We start from the raw sequence: 16,501 nt of genomic DNA on the forward strand, positions 1-16,501 counted from the left end.
ATACGGGCCAGCCTTGGATAGTTTGAGCGTTAAGCCTTACTTGCCCGTCTTGACCTTGGTCCAGCTACGGGTCATCAAACGTTGCACTTTCGGGGGTAGCTCGAAGTTGACAAAAGTCCGGTCGAGAACCGCCTGCGGTGGGTAAACCGCTTCGTCGGTGCGTATCGATTGCTCCATCAGTTTGTCCGCCCCTGGGTTAGGGTTGGCGTAACCGACGTAATCACTGACCTGAGCGATCACTTCAGGTTTCAGCAAATAGTTGATGAAGGCGAGGGCCTCTTTGACGTTGGTGGCATCCTTGGGGATGGCCAGCACGTCGAACCACAGGTTGCCGCCTTCTTTCGGAATCACGTAGGCGATGTTCACGCCCTTGCCCGCCTCGGCTGCACGAGCCTTGGCCTGGAACACATCACCGGAGAAGCCGGCCGCCACGCAGATGTTGCCGTTGGCCAGGTCCGAGATGTATTTGGAAGAATGGAAGTAGGTCACGTAGGGACGCACTTTCAGGAGTTTCTCTTCAGCCTTCTTGTAGTCTTCAGGGTTGGTGCTGTTGGGGTTGAGGCCCATGTAGTTGAGCACCGCCGGCAGCATTTCATCCGCCGAGTCCATGAACGACACACCGCACGTGGCCAGCTTCTTCATGTTTTCCGGCTCGAACAGCACGGCCCAGGAGTCGATCTTGTCGACGCCCAGCACTTCCTTGACCTTGTCGACGTTGTAGCCAATGCCGTTGGTGCCCCACAGATACGGCACGGCGTACTGGTTGCCCGGGTCGTTCTTTTCCAGGCGCGTGAGCAGCGCCGGGTCGAGGTTGGCGTAGTGGGTCAGTTGCGACTTGTCGAGCTTCTGGAACGCGCCGGCCTTGATCTGCTTGCCGAGGAAGTGGTTCGACGGCACGACCACGTCATACCCGGTACGCCCGGCGAGCAACTTGCCTTCCAGGGTTTCGTTGGAATCAAACACGTCGTAGACCGGCTTGATGCCGGTGGCCTTTTCAAAGTTGGCCAGGGTGTCCGGGCCGATGTAGTCCGACCAGTTATAAATATGCACAGTCGGCGCGGCCTGCACGCTGACAGCCAGCGTGATACCTGCACCCACCAGCAAGGCTTTGCGAAATAAAGAAATTGGCAAGTGGAGGTCCTCTTAAATAGTTGGGCCCGAAGTTGTTGCCCGGCAACAAAACCGGCGCGCAACTTACCCTCGATAAACCGATCCGGCAAAACTTTCTGTCATTTAATTGTTTCGCTAACCACCGCGCGCATCGCGGCAGTTAGCAAAACAGGTATCAAAGCGGCTTTACTTGCCCGATTTGATTTTGGTCCAGCTGCGGGTCATTTCCCGCTGAGTAGCAGCCGGCAAGTCAGCAATGGCATACAGCTTGGCTTGCACGTCCGCTGGCGGATAAATGCCTGGGTCGCTGGTGATGTCTTTGTCGACCAACGCGGTAGCTTTCTCGTTACCGTTCGGGAAACGTACGCTGTTGGTAATGCCCGCCATGACTTCCGGCTTCAGCAGGTAGTTCATGAACTTGTAGGCAGCGTCGACGTTTTCGGCATCTTTAGGGATGGCGACCATGTCATAGAAGCTGCCGGCACCTTCTTTCGGAATGTCATAGGCAACCTTGACCTTGCCACCGGCTTCAGCCGCGCGGGACTTGGCCTGTTGCACGTCACCCGAATAACCCACGGCTACGCAGATGTTGCCGTTGGCCAGGTCGGAAATGTACTTGGACGAGTGGAAGTAGCCGATCGAAGGACGCAGCTTGAGGAACAGGGCCTCGGCTTGCTTGAGGTCTTCCTTCTTCTGGGTGTCGGTCGGCAGGCCCAGATAATGCAGTGCCACTGGCAGCATTTCGGTTGGCGAATCGAGGAAGCTCACACCGCAGCCTTTGAGCTTGGCGAGGTTTTCCGGCTTGAGGATGGTGTCCCACGAGTCGATCTTGTCGATGCCCAGTGCGGCCTTGACCTTCTCCGGGTTGTAGCCGATGCCGATCGAGCCCCACATGTACGGGAAGGCGTGCTTGTTGTCCGGGTCGCTGATGGACACGGCTTTAAGCAGGGACTTGTTCAAGTTGTCGTAGTTCGACAGCTTGGACTTGTCCAGTTCCTGGTAAACACCGGCCTTGATCTGCTTGGCGAGGAAGTTGTTCGACGGCACGACAATGTCGTAGCCGGACTTGCCTGCCAGCAACTTGGCTTCCAGGGTTTCGTTGGAGTCGAACACGTCATAGACCACCTTAATCCCGGACTCTTTTTCAAAGTTCGCGATGGTGTCCGGTGCGATGTAGTCGGACCAGTTATAAACGTGCAGCACTTTATCGTCGGCGTGTGCCGCGCCTGCCATGGCCCCCATCAGGGACAAGGCCAGGAGGGTCTTGCCAGCGTTCTTCAAACCTAATGCCTTCATTCGGTCATGCTCCAATTTTTTCTTTTTTGGGCCACGTTCGTTCTTTAATTACAACGTGTTTCGCAGCCCGTCTAAGGGCGACAAAACAGGGCGACAGTCTGGCAAGTTCAGGGGCTGGCTTTCAACCAATGCCCCGCTTTTCTAACATCCCAGAGGCAGCGCCCGACAGGCGCTGCGTTCTGAGCCTAGCATTTAGCCCTGCAATGCCGCCAAAGTCAGGTCCAGGCAGTGCCGCGCCTTGGTCACCAACTCGTCTATCTCGGCCTTGCTGATCACCAACGGTGGCGAAATGATCATGGTGTCGCCCACGGCGCGCATAATCAGGCCATTCTCGAAGCAGAACGTGCGGCAGATCATGCCAACACCACGGCCTTCATAACGCTTGCGCGTTGCCTTGTCCTGAACCAGTTCGATGGCACCGAGCATGCCCACACCGCGAACTTCACCCACCAGCGGGTGATCAGCCAGTTCCCTCAAACGCTTTTGCAAATAGGGTGCCGTTTCGTCGTGCACGTGCTTAACAATTTGTTCATCGCGCATGATGCGGATGTTTTCCAGGGCTACCGCTGCCGCCACCGGGTGACCGGAATAGGTGAAGCCGTGGTTGAAATCACCGCCTTCGTTCAGCACGGCGACCACTTCGTCGCGCACGATCAGGCCGCCCATCGGGATGTAGCCGGAGGTCAGGCCCTTGGCGATGGTCATCATGTCGGGCTTGAGGCCGTAGAAATCGCTACCGAACCACTCACCGGTGCGGCCAAACCCACAGATCACTTCGTCAGCCACGAACAGGATGTCGTACTTGGCGAGGATTTCCTTGATGCGCGGCCAGTAGCTGTCTGGCGGCACGATCACGCCACCGGCACCCTGGATCGGCTCGGCAATAAAGGCACCGACGTTGTCCACGCCCAGTTCCAGGATCTTCTCTTCCAGCTGGTTGGCCGCCCACACGCCGAATTCTTCCGGGCTCATGTCGCCGCCTTCGCCGAACCAGTAAGGCTGGGCGATGTGGACGATGCCCGGGATCGGCAAGTCGCCTTGTTCATGCATATAAGTCATGCCGCCCAGGCTGGCGCCGGCCACGGTTGAACCGTGGTAGCCATTCTTGCGGCTGATGATGGTTTTCTTGTTCGGCTGGCCTTTGATCGCCCAGTAGTGGCGGACCATACGCAGCATGGTGTCGTTGCCTTCGGAGCCGGAGCCGGTGAAGAACACGTGGTTCATGCCTTGCGGGGCGATATCGGAGATGGCTTTGGCCAGTTCCAGCACCGGCGGGTGGGCGGTCTGGAAGAACAGGTTGTAGTAAGGCAGTTCTTTCATCTGCTTGGCGGCCGCATCAGCCAGTTCATCGCGACCGTAACCGATCGCCACGCACCACAGGCCGGCCATGCCGTCGAGAATCTTGTTGCCTTCGCTGTCCCACAGGTAAACGCCGTGGGCTTTGGTGATGATCCGTGGGCCTTTCTCTTTCAATTGCTTGAAGTCGCTGAACGGCGCCAGGTGGTGATCGCTGCTCAAGGCTTGCCATTCACGGGTTTGCGGGTTGTTGCTGGACATACCAATCTCCTAGATGTTTCAGGTGAGGACGCGCCGTTTGAAGGGCGCGCCCGGCGCATCAGACGGCGAAGAGCAGGAATTCCCGCTCCCACGAACTGATCACGCGCTTGAAGTTTTCATGCTCGGCCCGCTTGACCGCGACGTAGCCTGTGATGAATTTGTGACCCAGGTATTTCTCGATGGTCTTGCTGTTTTCCATGCGTTCCAGGGCGTCTTCGATGGTCAGCGGCAGGCGCAGGTTGCGGCGCTCGTAACCACGGCCCACCACCGGTGCGCTTGGGCTGATGCCTTCGACCATGCCGATGTAGCCACACAGCAAGCTGGCGGCAATCGCCAGGTACGGGTTGGCGTCGGCGCCCGGCAGGCGGTTTTCCACCCGACGGTTTTGTGGGCCGGCGTCCGGAACCCGCAGGCCAACGGTGCGGTTCTCTTCGCCCCACTCCACGTTGACCGGCGCCGAGGTGTCGGGCAGGAAGCGGCGGAACGAGTTGACGTTAGGGGCGAACAGCGGCAACAGCTCGGGGATGAATTTCTGCAGGCCGCCGATGTGGTGCAGGAACAGCTCGCTCTTGGTCCCGTCTTCATTGGAGAACACGTTCTTGCCGGTGGCGATATCGATGATGCTCTGGTGCAGGTGCATTGCACTGCCGGGCTCGCCGGTCATGGGCTTGGCCATGAAGGTGGCCGCCACGTCGTGCTTGAGCGCCGCTTCGCGCATGGTGCGCTTGAACACCAGGATCTGGTCGGCCAGGGACAGTGCGTCGCCGTGACGGAAGTTGATTTCCATCTGCGCCGTGCCGTCTTCGTGGATCAGCGTGTCGAGGTCCAGTTCCTGCAATTCGCACCAGTCGTAGACGTCTTCGAACAACGGGTCGAATTCGTTGGCCGCTTCTATAGAGAAGGACTGGCGGCCAGTCTCCGGGCGACCGGAACGGCCAATCGGCGGTTGCAGCGGGAAGTCCGGGTCTTCGCAGCGTTTGGTCAGGTAGAACTCCATCTCCGGCGCCACGATGGGCTGCCAGCCTTTATCGGCGTAGAGCTTGAGGACTTTCTTGAGCACGTTGCGCGGCGACAGCTCGATCGGGTTGCCTTGCTTGTCGTAGGTGTCGTGGATCACCTGGGCCGTAGGCTCTATGGCCCAGGGCACGAGGTACACCGCGTTCTCGTCCGGGCGGCAGATCATGTCGATGTCGGCCGGGTCGAGCAATTCGTAATAGATGTCGTCTTCGACATAGTCGCCGGTCACGGTCTGCAACAGAACGCTTTCGGGCAGGCGCATGCCTTTTTCGGCGATGAACTTGTTGGTCGGCGAGATCTTGCCCCGGGTGATGCCGGTGAGGTCGCCAATCATGCATTCGACTTCTGTGATCTTGTGGTCTTTCAACCAATCGGTGAGCTGGTCGAGGTTGTTACTCATAAATGCCTCTGGGCTGTGTTTCCTGACATCCATTAAAGGTCAGGCGTAAGTTGACGCAGCATCCGCGTCGCGTTGCATCACCCGCTTTCGACAGGCATTGCCAAATGCCTGGAAGATTGCGAGGTAGTGCGGGTTAGAGCTTACCTGCCATTCGGGGTGCCATTGCACTCCTAAAGCAAAAGCCTTGCCCGCGGGCACTGAAAAGCCTTCGATCAGGCCATCCGGCGCGGTGGCCTCGACCTGGAAACCGGCCGCCAGGCGATCAATGCCCTGTGAATGAATCGAGTTGACCTGGATCGTCGACGGCAAGCCCAGGCTTGCCAATACCCCATTCGGGGAGATGGTTACCGGATGTGCCGGGCCGTACTGGATGTCCAGCGGCTGGGTGTCGTCTTCGCGGTGATCCATCATGCCCGGCACTTCATGAACCTTCTGGTGCAGGCTACCGCCAAACGCCACGTTCATTTCCTGGAAGCCACGGCAAATCCCCAGTACCGGAACACCGGCCGCTATGGCTGCACGCAGCAGCGGCAGGGTGGTTTGGTCCCGTGCAGAATCATGAGCAGTCCCGGGCGCGCTGGCCGGACCGTCGTAGTGAAAGGGTTCGATATTGGAAGGTGAGCCGGTAAATAGAATGCCGTCCAGGCCGTCAAGAATATTGGCCGGGTCGAGCAGATCCGCCAGGGACGGAATAATCAACGGCAAGCCCTTGGCAGCGGTGGCCACTGCACGGACGTATTTGTCGCCACTGATGTGATAAGCATGCAGACCGACCTGTTTGGAGCAGGCGGTGACGCCGATTAACGGCAGGCGAGACATGAAGCACCCCGGTATTATTGCTGTTATGGGTTTGAATCGAGCTTAGCCTTGTTCATTTTTTTACACAACACCCCCGTAAAAAATACAACACGGCCCGCTCAAACGTGCTGGTTCCAAGAGCCCCAATCCCAAAAAATTGCCCCAAAAAGCCCCAAAAAAGCCCTCACGGCGCTTTTTTAGGGCAAAAAAGGCCTCGCTTGACTTCGGCATGCCGTTCGGGTTGACTGAAACCCGAAGAGATCAATGATTGATATTTTTAACAACAAAGGTGTTGCATCATGTCGGTACCCCCGCGTGCCGTTCAGCTTAACGAAGCGAACGCGTTCCTTAAGGATCATCCTGAGGTTCTGTACGTAGACCTTCTAATTGCGGATATGAATGGTGTGGTGCGCGGCAAGCGCATCGAACGCACCAGCCTCCACAAGGTTTACGAGAAGGGCATTAACCTGCCTGCCTCTCTATTTGCCCTGGATATCAACGGCTCAACGGTGGAAAGCACCGGCCTGGGTCTGGACATCGGTGATGCTGACCGAATCTGTTATCCAATCCCCGACACCCTGTGCAATGAACCCTGGCAAAAGCGCCCAACCGCGCAACTGCTGATGACCATGCACGAACTCGAAGGTGAACCTTTCTTCGCCGATCCTCGCGAAGTACTCCGCCAAGTTGTAAGCAAATTTGACGACCTCGGTCTGACCATCTGCGCCGCATTCGAGCTGGAGTTCTACCTGATTGACCAGGAGAACGTGAATGGCCGGCCACAACCGCCCCGCTCGCCGATCTCCGGCAAACGCCCGCACTCGACACAGGTCTACCTGATCGACGACCTCGACGAATACGTCGACTGCCTCCAGGACATTCTGGAAGGTGCAAAAGAGCAAGGCATCCCTGCCGACGCCATCGTCAAGGAAAGTGCCCCGGCGCAGTTCGAAGTGAACCTGCACCACGTTGCCGACCCTATAAAGGCCTGCGACTACGCGGTACTGCTCAAGCGCTTGATCAAGAACATCGCCTACGACCATGAAATGGACACCACCTTCATGGCCAAGCCTTACCCGGGCCAGGCAGGCAACGGCCTACACGTGCACATTTCGATCCTGGACAAGGACGGCAAGAACATCTTTGCCAGCGAGGATCCCGAGCAGAACGCCGCATTGCGTCACGCGATCGGCGGTGTGCTGGAGACCCTACCCGCCCAAATGGCGTTCCTGTGCCCTAACGTCAACTCCTACCGTCGTTTCGGCGCACAGTTCTACGTGCCGAACTCGCCGTGCTGGGGCCTGGATAACCGCACCGTGGCGATTCGCGTACCGACCGGCTCGTCCGACGCCGTACGTATCGAACACCGTGTGGCCGGGGCTGATGCCAACCCTTACCTGCTGATGGCTTCGGTATTGGCGGGCGTGCATCACGGCCTGACCAACAAGATCGAGCCTGGCGCACCGGTGGAAGGCAACAGCTACGAGCAGAACGAACAGAGCCTGCCGAACAACCTGCGTGATGCACTGCGCGAGTTGGACGACAGCGAGGTGATGGCCAAGTACATCGATCCTAAATACATCGATATCTTCGTCGCCTGTAAGGAAAGTGAGCTGGAGGAGTTCGAACACTCCATCTCCGACCTTGAGTACAACTGGTACCTGCATACCGTGTAAGCGGTTGCCGGGCTAAAAAGAACGCCGCAGGCCTTTGGCCTACGGCGTTTTTTTATGGCCGTTGTGGCGAGGGAGCTTGCTCCCGCCGGGCTGCGAAGCGGCCCCAATAAGAACCCCGGGTTCTTTCAGGCGGAACCGAGGTGCAGGTCTTGGGCCTGCTGCGCAGTCCAGCGGGAGCAAGCTCCCTCGCCACAGGGTATGGATCATCCAGTGGCTCTGCGTACAATGCCCGCTGCCCTGTAGGAGACTTCAATGAATCGCCCTGCCACTCCTCGCAAACCCCGCGCCCGCAGCCAGGCCCGGATCGACGCGATCCTCGATGCCGCCCGCACCTTGCTGGCCGCCGAAGGCGTGGCCAGCCTGTCGATCTACAGCGTGGCCGAGCGGGCGCAGATTCCACCGTCATCGGTGTATCACTTCTTCGCCAGCGTGCCGGCGTTGCTGGAGGCGCTGACCGCTGACGTCCATGCGGCCTTTCGCGCGGCCATTCAGGCGCCCATCGATCATGATTCACTCAAGCACTGGCGCGACCTGTCCTGCGTGGTGGAGCAGCGCATGCTCAGCATCTACAGCAACGACGCCGCCGCCCGCCAATTGATCCTGGCCCAGCACGGGTTGACCGAAGTGACACAGGCCGACCGCCAGCACGACCTGGAGCTGGGAAACCTGATGTTTGAGGTGTTCAACCGGCACTTTGAGGTGCCGAGCCTGCCCGCCGATGTCGACGTGTTTGCCCTGGCCCTGGAACTGAGCGACCGCGTCTACGCGCGCTCGGTGCATCAGCATGGGCAAATCACCCCGCGCATGGCCGAGGAAGGCATGCGGGTGTTTGATGCGTATGTGGGGCTTTATCTGCCGGCGTTCTTGCCCAAGCGGGTGGCTGCGCTCTGATTTTTTGTTGCCTGTCCGGGCCTCTTCGCGAGCAAGCCCGCTCCCACATTCGACCGTATTCCAAAGGTAGAACTCGGTCAAATGTGGGAGCGGGCTTGCTCGCGAAAGCAATCTTGAGAACGACAAAAACCCCGACAGGCTTTCACCTTCGGGGTTTGTGCGAACCATTGATCACAACTTGGCGATCGACACCTCGGTGGATTTCACGAAGGCAATCACTTCACTGCCGATCACCAGTTCCAGCTCTTTCACCGAGCGGGTGGTGATCACGGAAGTGACGATACCGGACGCGGTCTGTACGTCGATTTCCGACAGCACGTCGCCTTCGACGATTTCCTTGATGGTGCCTTTGAACTGGTTACGCACGTTGATGGCTTTGATAGTCATGGTCGTTCTTCCTGTGTAAGACAAGTGAGTTATTGAGCCCAACGCAATTGCGTAGGCAGCGGTGAAACAGGTTCGGGTTCCGGCGGGGTGCCGGGCAGCGACAACACACGGTTAAGCACTTCGGTTTCCAGCGCCGCCAGGCGGTGGGAGCCACGCACCCGCGGACGTGGGAGTTCCACGTGCAGGTCGAGGCCGATTTCGCCGTCTTCGATCAAAATCACCCGGTCGGCAATGGTCACGGCTTCGCTGACGTCGTGGGTCACCAGCAACACGGTGAAGCCGTGCTTCTGCCAGAGGTTCTCGATCAGTTGCTGCATCTCGATCCGGGTCAGGGCATCCAGCGCCCCCAGCGGTTCGTCCAGCAGCAACAGGCGCGGTTGGTGGATCAGGGCGCGGGCCAGGGCCACGCGCTGCTTCTGGCCACCGGACAACGCCGCCGGCCACTCATTGGCGCGCTCGGCCAGGCCGACCGCTTCCAGCGCTTCCAGTGCCTGCGGGCGCCAGTTGCCCTTGAGGCCAAGGCCCACGTTGTCGATGATCTTTTTCCACGGCAGCAGGCGCGCTTCCTGGAACATCAACCGCGTGTCTTCAATCGCTTCGCTCAGCGGCGCGGAGCCGGCGAGCAGTTCGCCGCCGCTGGCTTTGTCCAGCCCGGCCAGCAGGCGCAGCAAGGTACTTTTGCCGCAGCCACTGCGGCCCACGACCGCCACGAATTGACCGGCAGGAATATGCAGGTCGATTTCCTTCAGCACTTCCCGCGAACCGAAAGCCTTGCGCAACTTGCGCACTGCCAGGGGAATGCCCCGCAGCAGGCGTGGAGGTTGTTGAGCGGTCATGCCGCACCTCCTTTATTCAGTTGATAAGCCGGGTGCCAGCGCAGCCAGACTCGCTCCAGGCCTCGCGCCGCCAGGTCTGCCAGCTTGCCGAGGACCGCGTAAAGCACGATCGCCAGAACCACCACGTCGGTCTGCAGGAATTCCCGGGCGTTCATCGCCAGGTAGCCGATACCGGAACTGGCGGAGATGGTTTCCGCGACGATCAACGTCAGCCACATAAAGCCCAGCGCGAAGCGCACGCCCACCAGAATCGAAGGCAAGGCGCCCGGCAAAATCACTTGGCGAAACAGGCTGAAACCGGACAGGCCATAACTGCGGGCCATTTCCACCAGCGCCGGGTCGACGTTGCGGATGCCGTGGTAAGTATTGAGATAGATCGGGAACAGCGTGCCGAGGGCGACCAGGAATATCTTCGCCGTCTCGTCGATGCCGAACCACAGGATCACCAGCGGGATCAGCGCCAGGTGCGGCACGTTGCGGATCATCTGCACCGAGCTGTCCAGCAGGCGTTCACCCCAGGTCGACAGGCCGGTAATAAAACCCAGGGTCAGGCCGATGCTGCCGCCGATCACAAAGCCCAGGCCCGCACGCCAGCCGCTGATGGCCAGGTGGGTCCAGATTTCGCCGCTGCGCACCAGGCTGACACCTGCTTCGATCACCGCGCTGGGTGCCGGCAGAATGCGCGTCGACAACCAGCCGGCCGAGACGGACAGCTGCCATACCGCCAGCAACAGGATCGGCAGCGCCCAGGGCGCCAATCGATGACTTAACTTTTCAAGGTTCATGGCGGCGCCTCAGCTCTGGGACGCAGCTTTGGGAAGAATGTCGTTGGCGACCATTTCGCCGAACGGGCTGACGTAGCCGGCGCCTTTCGGCAGCTCGGGACGCTCGATGTCCAGGTGCGGGAATAGCAGCTCAGCCACGCGATACGACTCTTCCAGATGTGGGTACCCGGAGAAGATAAAGGTGTCGATACCGAGGTCCGCGTATTCCTTCACCCGCGCGGCCACGGTCGGACCATCGCCCACGAGTGCCGTGCCGGCGCCACCGCGTACCAGGCCTACGCCCGCCCACAGGTTGGGGCTGACTTCCAGGTTGTCGCGACTGCCGCCGTGCAAGGCGGCCATGCGTTGCTGGCCTACGGAATCAAAGCGCGACAACGACGCCTGGGCGCGGGCGATGGTTTCATCGTCCACGTGGGAGATCAGTTTGTCGGCGGCCTGCCAGGCTTCGGCGTTGGTTTCACGCACGATCACATGCAGGCGAATGCCGAAGCGCAGGGTACGCCCGAGCTTGGCGGCCTTGGCGCGAACCTGTGCAATCTTTTCCGCCACCGCGGCCGGTGGCTCGCCCCAGGTCAGGACCATTTCCACTTGTTCGGCTGCCAGGTCCTGGGCCGCTTCGGAAGAGCCACCGAAATACAGCGGCGGACGCGGTTGCTGGATCGGCGGATAGAGCAACTTGGCGCCTTTGACGCTGATGTGCTGGCCGTCGTAATCGACGGTCTCGCCTTCCAGTACGCGGCGCCAGATGCGGGTGAACTCCACCGACGCCTGGTAACGCTCTTCATGGCTCAGGAACAAACCGTCGCCGGCCAATTCATCCGGGTCTCCACCGGTCACCAGGTTGAACAACGCGCGGCCGCCGGACAGACGATCCAGGGTCGCGGCCTGACGCGCAGCCACCGTCGGGGAAATGATCCCGGGGCGCAGCGCGACAAGGAATTTCAAGCGTTGGGTCACCGGGATCAGCGACGCCGCCACCAGCCACGAATCCTCGCAGGAGCGGCCGGTGGGGATCAGTACCCCGCCGAAGCCAAGGCGGTCGGCCGCCTGGGCCACTTGCTGCAAGTAGCCGTGATCAACGGCGCGAGCGCCTTCGGCGGTGCCAAGGTAATGGCCGTCGCCGTGGGTAGGCAGAAACCAGAAAATATTGAGGCTCATGGAGTTGTCTCCTGAAGAAGTCGGATTACGGCGCTTTGGCAACGGCGGCAGGTGGTGTCCAGATCACGTCCTTGATGCTCAAGGGTTTGGGGATCAATTTGAGTTGGTAGAAGCTGTCGGCGATTTTCTGCTGCGCCGCGATCACTTCAGGCGTCAGGAACTGCGCACCGTAGCCCTGGCGTTTTACCGAGGTCAGGGTGATGTCGGCCGGCAGGCCCAGCAGCGGAGCAACTTGTTCGGTGACTTGTTCCGGGTTGGCCTTGGACCATTCGCCCACGGCGCGGACTTCTTCCACCAGCGTCTTGATCACTTCAGGGTGTTTTTCGGCGTACGGCTTGGTGGCCAGGTAGAACTGATGGTTGTCGGCAATGCCGGTGCCGTCACGCAGGGTGCGGGCTTGCAGTTGCTTCTCGGCGGCTGCCTGGTACGGGTCCCAGATCACCCAGGCATCGACGCTGCCACGCTCGAACGCGGCGCGGGCATCGGCGGGCGGCAGGAACACGGTCTGCACGTCGGTGTATTTCAGGCCGGCATCTTCCAGGGCACGTACCAGCAGGTAATGCACGTTGGAGCCTTTATTGAGGACGACTTTCTTGCCCTTGAGGTCTTGCACCGATTTGATCGGCGAGTCTTTCGGTACCAGGATCGCTTCGCTGGTAGGCGCCGGCGGTTCATAGGCGACGTAGAGCAGATCGGCACCGGCAGCCTGGGCGAACACTGGCGGGGTTTCACCCGTCACGCCGAAGTCGATGGAGCCTACGTTCAACCCTTCCAGCAGCTGCGGGCCGCCGGGAAACTCGGTCCACTGCACTTGCACGCCCTGCTCGGCCAGGCGCTTTTCCAGCGAGCCCTTGGCCTTGAGCAGCACCAGGGTGCCGTATTTCTGATAGCCGATCCGCAAGGTTTCGGCGGCCTGGGCTTGAACGATGGCGCCGAAGGACACAGCCGCAGCAAACAGTGCGACCAGACCACGACGCAAGATGACAGTGCGCATGGCGCTCTCTCCAAATATACGATTAGGGGGTTGGCTGCACCTGCTTGGCCGTTGGCGGCTGAGTAAGGTGAGTAGTACTTGTCGAATTCAGGTAAAGCTGGGTAAGGCTTAAATGCTCCAGCGAGCACTCAACAAACGTTCATTCAACACATTGGGGTCAAGGGGTTTCGGGCGGCGGGCCATGGCGCTGTAGAACGTCTCCAAAGCCTCGCTCAAGCGTTGTTCCAGCACCGGCACCAGTTGCGCCTGGGCGCTGCCTTCGCCGTAGGCGATCTGGCTGTCTTCGGCGAAAATCCCGTGGAGCAATTCCTGGGCTTTCAATGCCGACAGCACCGGCTTCAGCGCGTAGTCCACCGCGAGCATGTGGGCGATGCTGCCGCCGGTGGCCATCGGCAACACTATTTTGTGGGCCAGGGCGCGTTCAGGCAGCAGGTCGAGGATGGTTTTCAGCGCGCCGGAAAACGAAGCCTTGTACACCGGCGTGGCAATCACCAGGCCATCGGCGTTCGCCACTTGCTGCAACAGGTCGATGATTTTCGGGCTATCGAACCGCGCGTGCAGCAAGTCTTCGGCCGGGAAGTCCCGTATCTGATAACTCACCACTTCCACGCCTTGTTGCTGCAACCAGTTGCGGGTGTGATCCAGCAAGACCCCGGACCGGGAACGTTGGCTGGGGCTACCACCAAGTGTTACGACCAGCATGTAGGAAATTCCTTTGGAAAGTGTCGGCGGTTCGCTATGTGGCGATGGCGCCAAGATGGGACAGACCATATCAGCCAATTTATATATCTATAAATCTTATTTTTTCATTTGTTTATTCTTTAAATGCATATGCTGCCGACTAAATCGCAGGCATAAAAAAAGGCCGTCGAAACGGCCTTAAAACCCCTGCTATGTGAGACTTGAAATGCGCGCAAGTGTGGGAGCGGGCTTGCTCGCGAAAGCGGTGTGTCATTCAAAGATGCATCAACTGACAATGCGCATTCGCGAGCAAGCCCGCTCCCACATGTGGTTGTGTGTCAGCGATTCGGTTGAGGGGTGAGCCGCAGGTACGGCTTCACCGCCCGGTAACCCTTCGGAAAGCGTTTCTTGATCTCTTCCTCGTCCTTGAGCGACGGCACTATCACCACTTCGTCACCGTCCTGCCAGTTGGCCGGGGTCGCGACTTTGTGGTTGTCGGTCAGTTGCAGCGAGTCGATCACCCGCAGGATTTCGTGGAAGTTGCGACCGGTGCTGGCCGGGTAGGTGATGGTCAGGCGAATCTTTTTGTTCGGATCAATCACGAACAGCGAACGCACGGTAAGGGTGTCACTGGCATTCGGGTGGATCAGGTCGTACAGGTCGGAGACCTTGCGGTCAGCGTCGGCCAGGATCGGGAAGTTGACGATGGTGTTCTGGGTTTCGTTGATGTCTTCGATCCACTTGTGGTGGGAGTCCACCGGGTCCACCGACAGCGCAATGGCCTTGACGCCCCGCTTGGCGAATTCATCCTTGAGCTTGGCGGTGAAACCCAGCTCGGTGGTGCACACCGGGGTAAAGTCCGCCGGGTGGGAAAACAGCACGCCCCAGCTATCGCCCAGCCACTCGTGGAAGCGAATCTTGCCGGCGCTGGAATCCTGTTCAAAGTCGGGGGCGATGTCGCCCAGTCTGAGGCTCATGGTGTGGCTCCTGATGAGTGCTTATGGAGCCCACTGTGCCTGTGTCGCGGATTATTTAAAAAGAATAAATATCGATTTATCTAGACGATAAAGGAATATTAAAAATCTGTTCATTGGACTTGGCAACGGGCGTGGATCAACATCCGCTTCAAGGTTCGAGAAGGCCTTGAGACGCTGTACAAAGAGGGGTTCAGGACGGGCTTGCGGGGGTTGAGCCCGGCTTGAAAAGTAAAGCACCCTGCCCGGCATTGCGCCGGGCAAGGTTTTACGCTCTTACTTGAACGCGTAGGTGTAGCTGAGGATTACGCGGTTTTCGTCCTGGGAACGGGTGTTCGCCAGGTCGGTACGCCACATCGCGTTTTTCCAGGCAACGCCCAGGTTTTTCAGCGGACCTTCTGGAACAACGTAAGCCAGGGTCAGGTCGCGTTCCCACTCGTTACGCTCGCCGACGGTGGTGTCGATGTTGCTACCTTTGAGGTAAACCACACCGGCAGTCAGGCCAGGTACGCCGATCTTGGCGAAGTCATAGGCGTAGCGAGCTTGCCAGGTACGTTCGCCAGCACGGGCAAACTTCTGGATTTGCATGTCGGTGATGGTGCTGTTAGACGAGCCGTCACCTTGGTTCAGCCAAGGGAAGTCGCTGTCGCCCTTGGTGTACTGGTAGCCAGCACCGAAGGTGTGACCGGCAACCGAGTACAGCGCCAGGTAGCTGTACAGGTCGTTGTCGACCTTACCTTTGACCTTGGTGGCGTTGGTCGGATGATCCGAGTAGTAGCCGGAGGTGTAGTAACCGGCAGTATCACCGTTGGCACCGTTGTCACGGCTGCGGTAGTAGCGCAGGTCACTTTTCAGGACGCCAGGACCGATCGCCCAGTTGTGGACCAGGCCCAGGAAGTTCTGAGAGTAGAAATCCTTCAGCTCGCCGAAGTAGTACGAAGCGGTCAGGTCTTTGTTGATTTTGTAGTCAGCACCGGCGTAGTAGAACTTGTTGACGAAGTTACCAGCGTCGTAGTTCGAGCTGCCGTTGGCACCGGCCAGGGACAGACCTTCATTGTTGCTGGAGTTACGGCCTTTGGAGTGCTCGATCTGACCAGCAGTCAGGGTCAGGTCCTTGAACTCGTTCGAAGAGATCTCGCCGCCCTGGAAGGTTTGTGGCAACAGACGACCGTCGTTGGTCTTGATCACCGGGTTGTTCGGCTGCAAGGTACCGATCTTCAGCACGGTTTGGGAGATCTTGACCTTACCGGTCACGCCCAGGCTGGCGAAATCGTGAACGGCCTTGTTGCCATCACTTGGGAACACGGTGCCGCCGGAAGCAGTACCAGTGTAGTTACCGTGATCAGCGCGGCTGGAATCCAGACGCACGCCGTACAGGCCGATGGCGTCAAGACCGAAGCCCACAGTACCTTGGGTAAAACCCGAGATGAAACGCAGGTCGAAACCCTGACCCCATTCAGCGTTTTTGCTGCGGGTGTTCGAGGTAGCCGATGGCTTCAGATCGCGGTTGTCGGTGTTGATGTAAAAGTTACGTACGCCCAGCGTGATCTTGCTGTCATCGATAAAACCAGCGGCGCCTGCTTGTTGGGCGATTGCCCCCAAAGCTACGGCCAACGCCAATGTTGACTTCTTCATGTACCGCTCCTCTCATTTCTAATTTTTGTATTTCTTAGGTCTCGGGTCTGACGCCCTCGATCCACAGATGCGCGATTAGCACCGGATAGTGACTGACAAGTCAATCGTAACCTTGTGTGTCTACTACTTTCGTCTAACCGCAGTTAATTTGGTCCTTGCAGGGTAATGAGTTTTTCATACACCCAAAAAGAATTGTTTCGTCCTTTTTCATACCATTCAGGAATAACGCTTTCCATGGGACGGTCAAGCCGACAGGCGATGCCGCTCCATAAGCGTTTTCCGAAAGAGTATGTCTTTGCGCTTTTT

The 16,501-nt window shown here is 58.9% G+C and carries 15 protein-coding genes; 2 read left to right on the forward strand and 13 right to left on the reverse strand.

The window, feature by feature from the left end; genetic code table 11:
• Positions 1-36 precede the first annotated feature (36 nt).
• The 5 genes from HX815_RS07805 to HX815_RS07825 form a co-directional block, all read right to left on the reverse strand.
• Positions 37-1,131, reverse strand: a complete 1,095-nt coding sequence (locus HX815_RS07805) for a polyamine ABC transporter substrate-binding protein (protein WP_102604092.1) — start codon at positions 1,129-1,131, stop codon at positions 37-39.
• A 165-nt stretch (positions 1,132-1,296) separates the two neighbouring features.
• Complete coding sequence (locus HX815_RS07810) at positions 1,297-2,391, reverse strand: polyamine ABC transporter substrate-binding protein (protein ID WP_003213887.1); 1,095 nt, start codon at positions 2,389-2,391, stop codon at positions 1,297-1,299.
• Positions 2,392-2,598: 207 nt separating this feature from the next.
• Positions 2,599-3,963 carry an aspartate aminotransferase family protein gene (locus tag HX815_RS07815; RefSeq protein ID WP_003213889.1) on the reverse strand — a complete coding sequence of 455 codons (1,365 nt, stop codon included), beginning with the start codon at positions 3,961-3,963 and terminating at the stop codon, positions 2,599-2,601.
• Between the two features lie 58 nt (positions 3,964-4,021).
• The gene (locus tag HX815_RS07820) at positions 4,022-5,380 is read right to left on the reverse strand and encodes a glutamine synthetase family protein (RefSeq protein ID WP_003213891.1); all 1,359 of its coding nucleotides are present in this window, start codon (positions 5,378-5,380) and stop codon (positions 4,022-4,024) included.
• 39 nt (positions 5,381-5,419) lie between these two features.
• Positions 5,420-6,199, reverse strand: a complete 780-nt coding sequence (locus HX815_RS07825; protein WP_003213893.1) for a gamma-glutamyl-gamma-aminobutyrate hydrolase family protein — start codon at positions 6,197-6,199, stop codon at positions 5,420-5,422.
• Between the two features lie 278 nt (positions 6,200-6,477).
• Between HX815_RS07825 and HX815_RS07830 the strand changes: the two genes are divergently transcribed.
• Positions 6,478-7,854: a glutamine synthetase family protein gene (locus HX815_RS07830; RefSeq protein WP_003213894.1), complete on the forward strand. Its 1,377-nt coding sequence runs from the start codon at positions 6,478-6,480 to the stop codon at positions 7,852-7,854.
• Between the two features lie 252 nt (positions 7,855-8,106).
• Positions 8,107-8,745, forward strand: a complete 639-nt coding sequence (locus HX815_RS07835; protein WP_003213896.1) for a TetR/AcrR family transcriptional regulator — start codon at positions 8,107-8,109, stop codon at positions 8,743-8,745.
• Positions 8,746-8,916: 171 nt separating this feature from the next.
• Here HX815_RS07835 and HX815_RS07840 read toward each other — a convergent pair whose 3' ends face one another.
• The 8 genes from HX815_RS07840 to HX815_RS07875 all read right to left on the reverse strand — a co-directional run bounded on the left by HX815_RS07840 (position 8,917) and on the right by HX815_RS07875 (position 16,195).
• On the reverse strand, positions 8,917-9,132 hold the full coding sequence (locus HX815_RS07840) for a molybdopterin-binding protein (RefSeq protein ID WP_003213899.1): 216 nt from the start codon (positions 9,130-9,132) through the stop codon (positions 8,917-8,919).
• A 29-nt stretch (positions 9,133-9,161) separates the two neighbouring features.
• The gene (gene ssuB / locus HX815_RS07845) at positions 9,162-9,968 is read right to left on the reverse strand and encodes an aliphatic sulfonates ABC transporter ATP-binding protein (protein ID WP_177028034.1); all 807 of its coding nucleotides are present in this window, start codon (positions 9,966-9,968) and stop codon (positions 9,162-9,164) included.
• Positions 9,965-10,753 (reverse strand): aliphatic sulfonate ABC transporter permease SsuC, encoded by a 789-nt coding sequence (gene ssuC / locus HX815_RS07850; RefSeq protein ID WP_177028035.1) that lies wholly within the window; start codon positions 10,751-10,753, stop codon positions 9,965-9,967. Before ssuC ends, ssuB begins: the two co-directional genes overlap by 4 nt.
• A 9-nt stretch (positions 10,754-10,762) precedes the next feature.
• Complete coding sequence (ssuD, locus tag HX815_RS07855) at positions 10,763-11,911, reverse strand: FMNH2-dependent alkanesulfonate monooxygenase (RefSeq protein WP_003213905.1); 1,149 nt, start codon at positions 11,909-11,911, stop codon at positions 10,763-10,765.
• A 25-nt stretch (positions 11,912-11,936) separates the two neighbouring features.
• On the reverse strand, positions 11,937-12,905 hold the full coding sequence (locus HX815_RS07860) for a sulfonate ABC transporter substrate-binding protein (RefSeq protein WP_003213907.1): 969 nt from the start codon (positions 12,903-12,905) through the stop codon (positions 11,937-11,939).
• Between the two features lie 108 nt (positions 12,906-13,013).
• Positions 13,014-13,607, reverse strand: a complete 594-nt coding sequence (gene ssuE, locus HX815_RS07865; RefSeq protein ID WP_003213909.1) for an NADPH-dependent FMN reductase — start codon at positions 13,605-13,607, stop codon at positions 13,014-13,016.
• A gap of 317 nt (positions 13,608-13,924) precedes the next feature.
• On the reverse strand, positions 13,925-14,563 hold the full coding sequence (locus HX815_RS07870; protein WP_003213910.1) for a peroxiredoxin: 639 nt from the start codon (positions 14,561-14,563) through the stop codon (positions 13,925-13,927).
• A gap of 273 nt (positions 14,564-14,836) precedes the next feature.
• Positions 14,837-16,195 carry an OprD family porin gene (locus HX815_RS07875; protein ID WP_003213912.1) on the reverse strand — a complete coding sequence of 453 codons (1,359 nt, stop codon included), beginning with the start codon at positions 16,193-16,195 and terminating at the stop codon, positions 14,837-14,839.
• Positions 16,196-16,501 lie beyond the last annotated feature (306 nt).

This window comes from Pseudomonas sp. E6002, assembly GCF_013385565.1.
In the GTDB taxonomy this organism is placed as follows: domain Bacteria; phylum Pseudomonadota; class Gammaproteobacteria; order Pseudomonadales; family Pseudomonadaceae; genus Aquipseudomonas.

What these genes read in the sequence shown, in the direction of transcription:
- HX815_RS07815 (WP_003213889.1), bottom strand. Translation starts at nt 3,963, where the DNA reads ATGTCCAGCAACAACCCGCAAACCCGTGAATGGCAAGCCTTGAGCAGC.
- HX815_RS07820 (WP_003213891.1), bottom strand. Translation starts at nt 5,380, where the DNA reads ATGAGTAACAACCTCGACCAGCTCACCGATTGGTTGAAAGACCACAAG.
- HX815_RS07825 (WP_003213893.1), bottom strand. Translation starts at nt 6,199, where the DNA reads ATGTCTCGCCTGCCGTTAATCGGCGTCACCGCCTGCTCCAAACAGGTC.
- HX815_RS07830 (WP_003213894.1), top strand. Translation starts at nt 6,478, where the DNA reads ATGTCGGTACCCCCGCGTGCCGTTCAGCTTAACGAAGCGAACGCGTTC.
- HX815_RS07835 (WP_003213896.1), top strand. Translation starts at nt 8,107, where the DNA reads ATGAATCGCCCTGCCACTCCTCGCAAACCCCGCGCCCGCAGCCAGGCC.
- HX815_RS07840 (WP_003213899.1), bottom strand. Translation starts at nt 9,132, where the DNA reads ATGACTATCAAAGCCATCAACGTGCGTAACCAGTTCAAAGGCACCATC.
- ssuB (WP_177028034.1), bottom strand. Translation starts at nt 9,968, where the DNA reads ATGACCGCTCAACAACCTCCACGCCTGCTGCGGGGCATTCCCCTGGCA.
- ssuC (WP_177028035.1), bottom strand. Translation starts at nt 10,753, where the DNA reads ATGAACCTTGAAAAGTTAAGTCATCGATTGGCGCCCTGGGCGCTGCCG.
- ssuD (WP_003213905.1), bottom strand. Translation starts at nt 11,911, where the DNA reads ATGAGCCTCAATATTTTCTGGTTTCTGCCTACCCACGGCGACGGCCAT.
- HX815_RS07860 (WP_003213907.1), bottom strand. Translation starts at nt 12,905, where the DNA reads ATGCGCACTGTCATCTTGCGTCGTGGTCTGGTCGCACTGTTTGCTGCG.
- ssuE (WP_003213909.1), bottom strand. Translation starts at nt 13,607, where the DNA reads ATGCTGGTCGTAACACTTGGTGGTAGCCCCAGCCAACGTTCCCGGTCC.
- HX815_RS07870 (WP_003213910.1), bottom strand. Translation starts at nt 14,563, where the DNA reads ATGAGCCTCAGACTGGGCGACATCGCCCCCGACTTTGAACAGGATTCC.
- HX815_RS07875 (WP_003213912.1), bottom strand. Translation starts at nt 16,195, where the DNA reads ATGAAGAAGTCAACATTGGCGTTGGCCGTAGCTTTGGGGGCAATCGCC.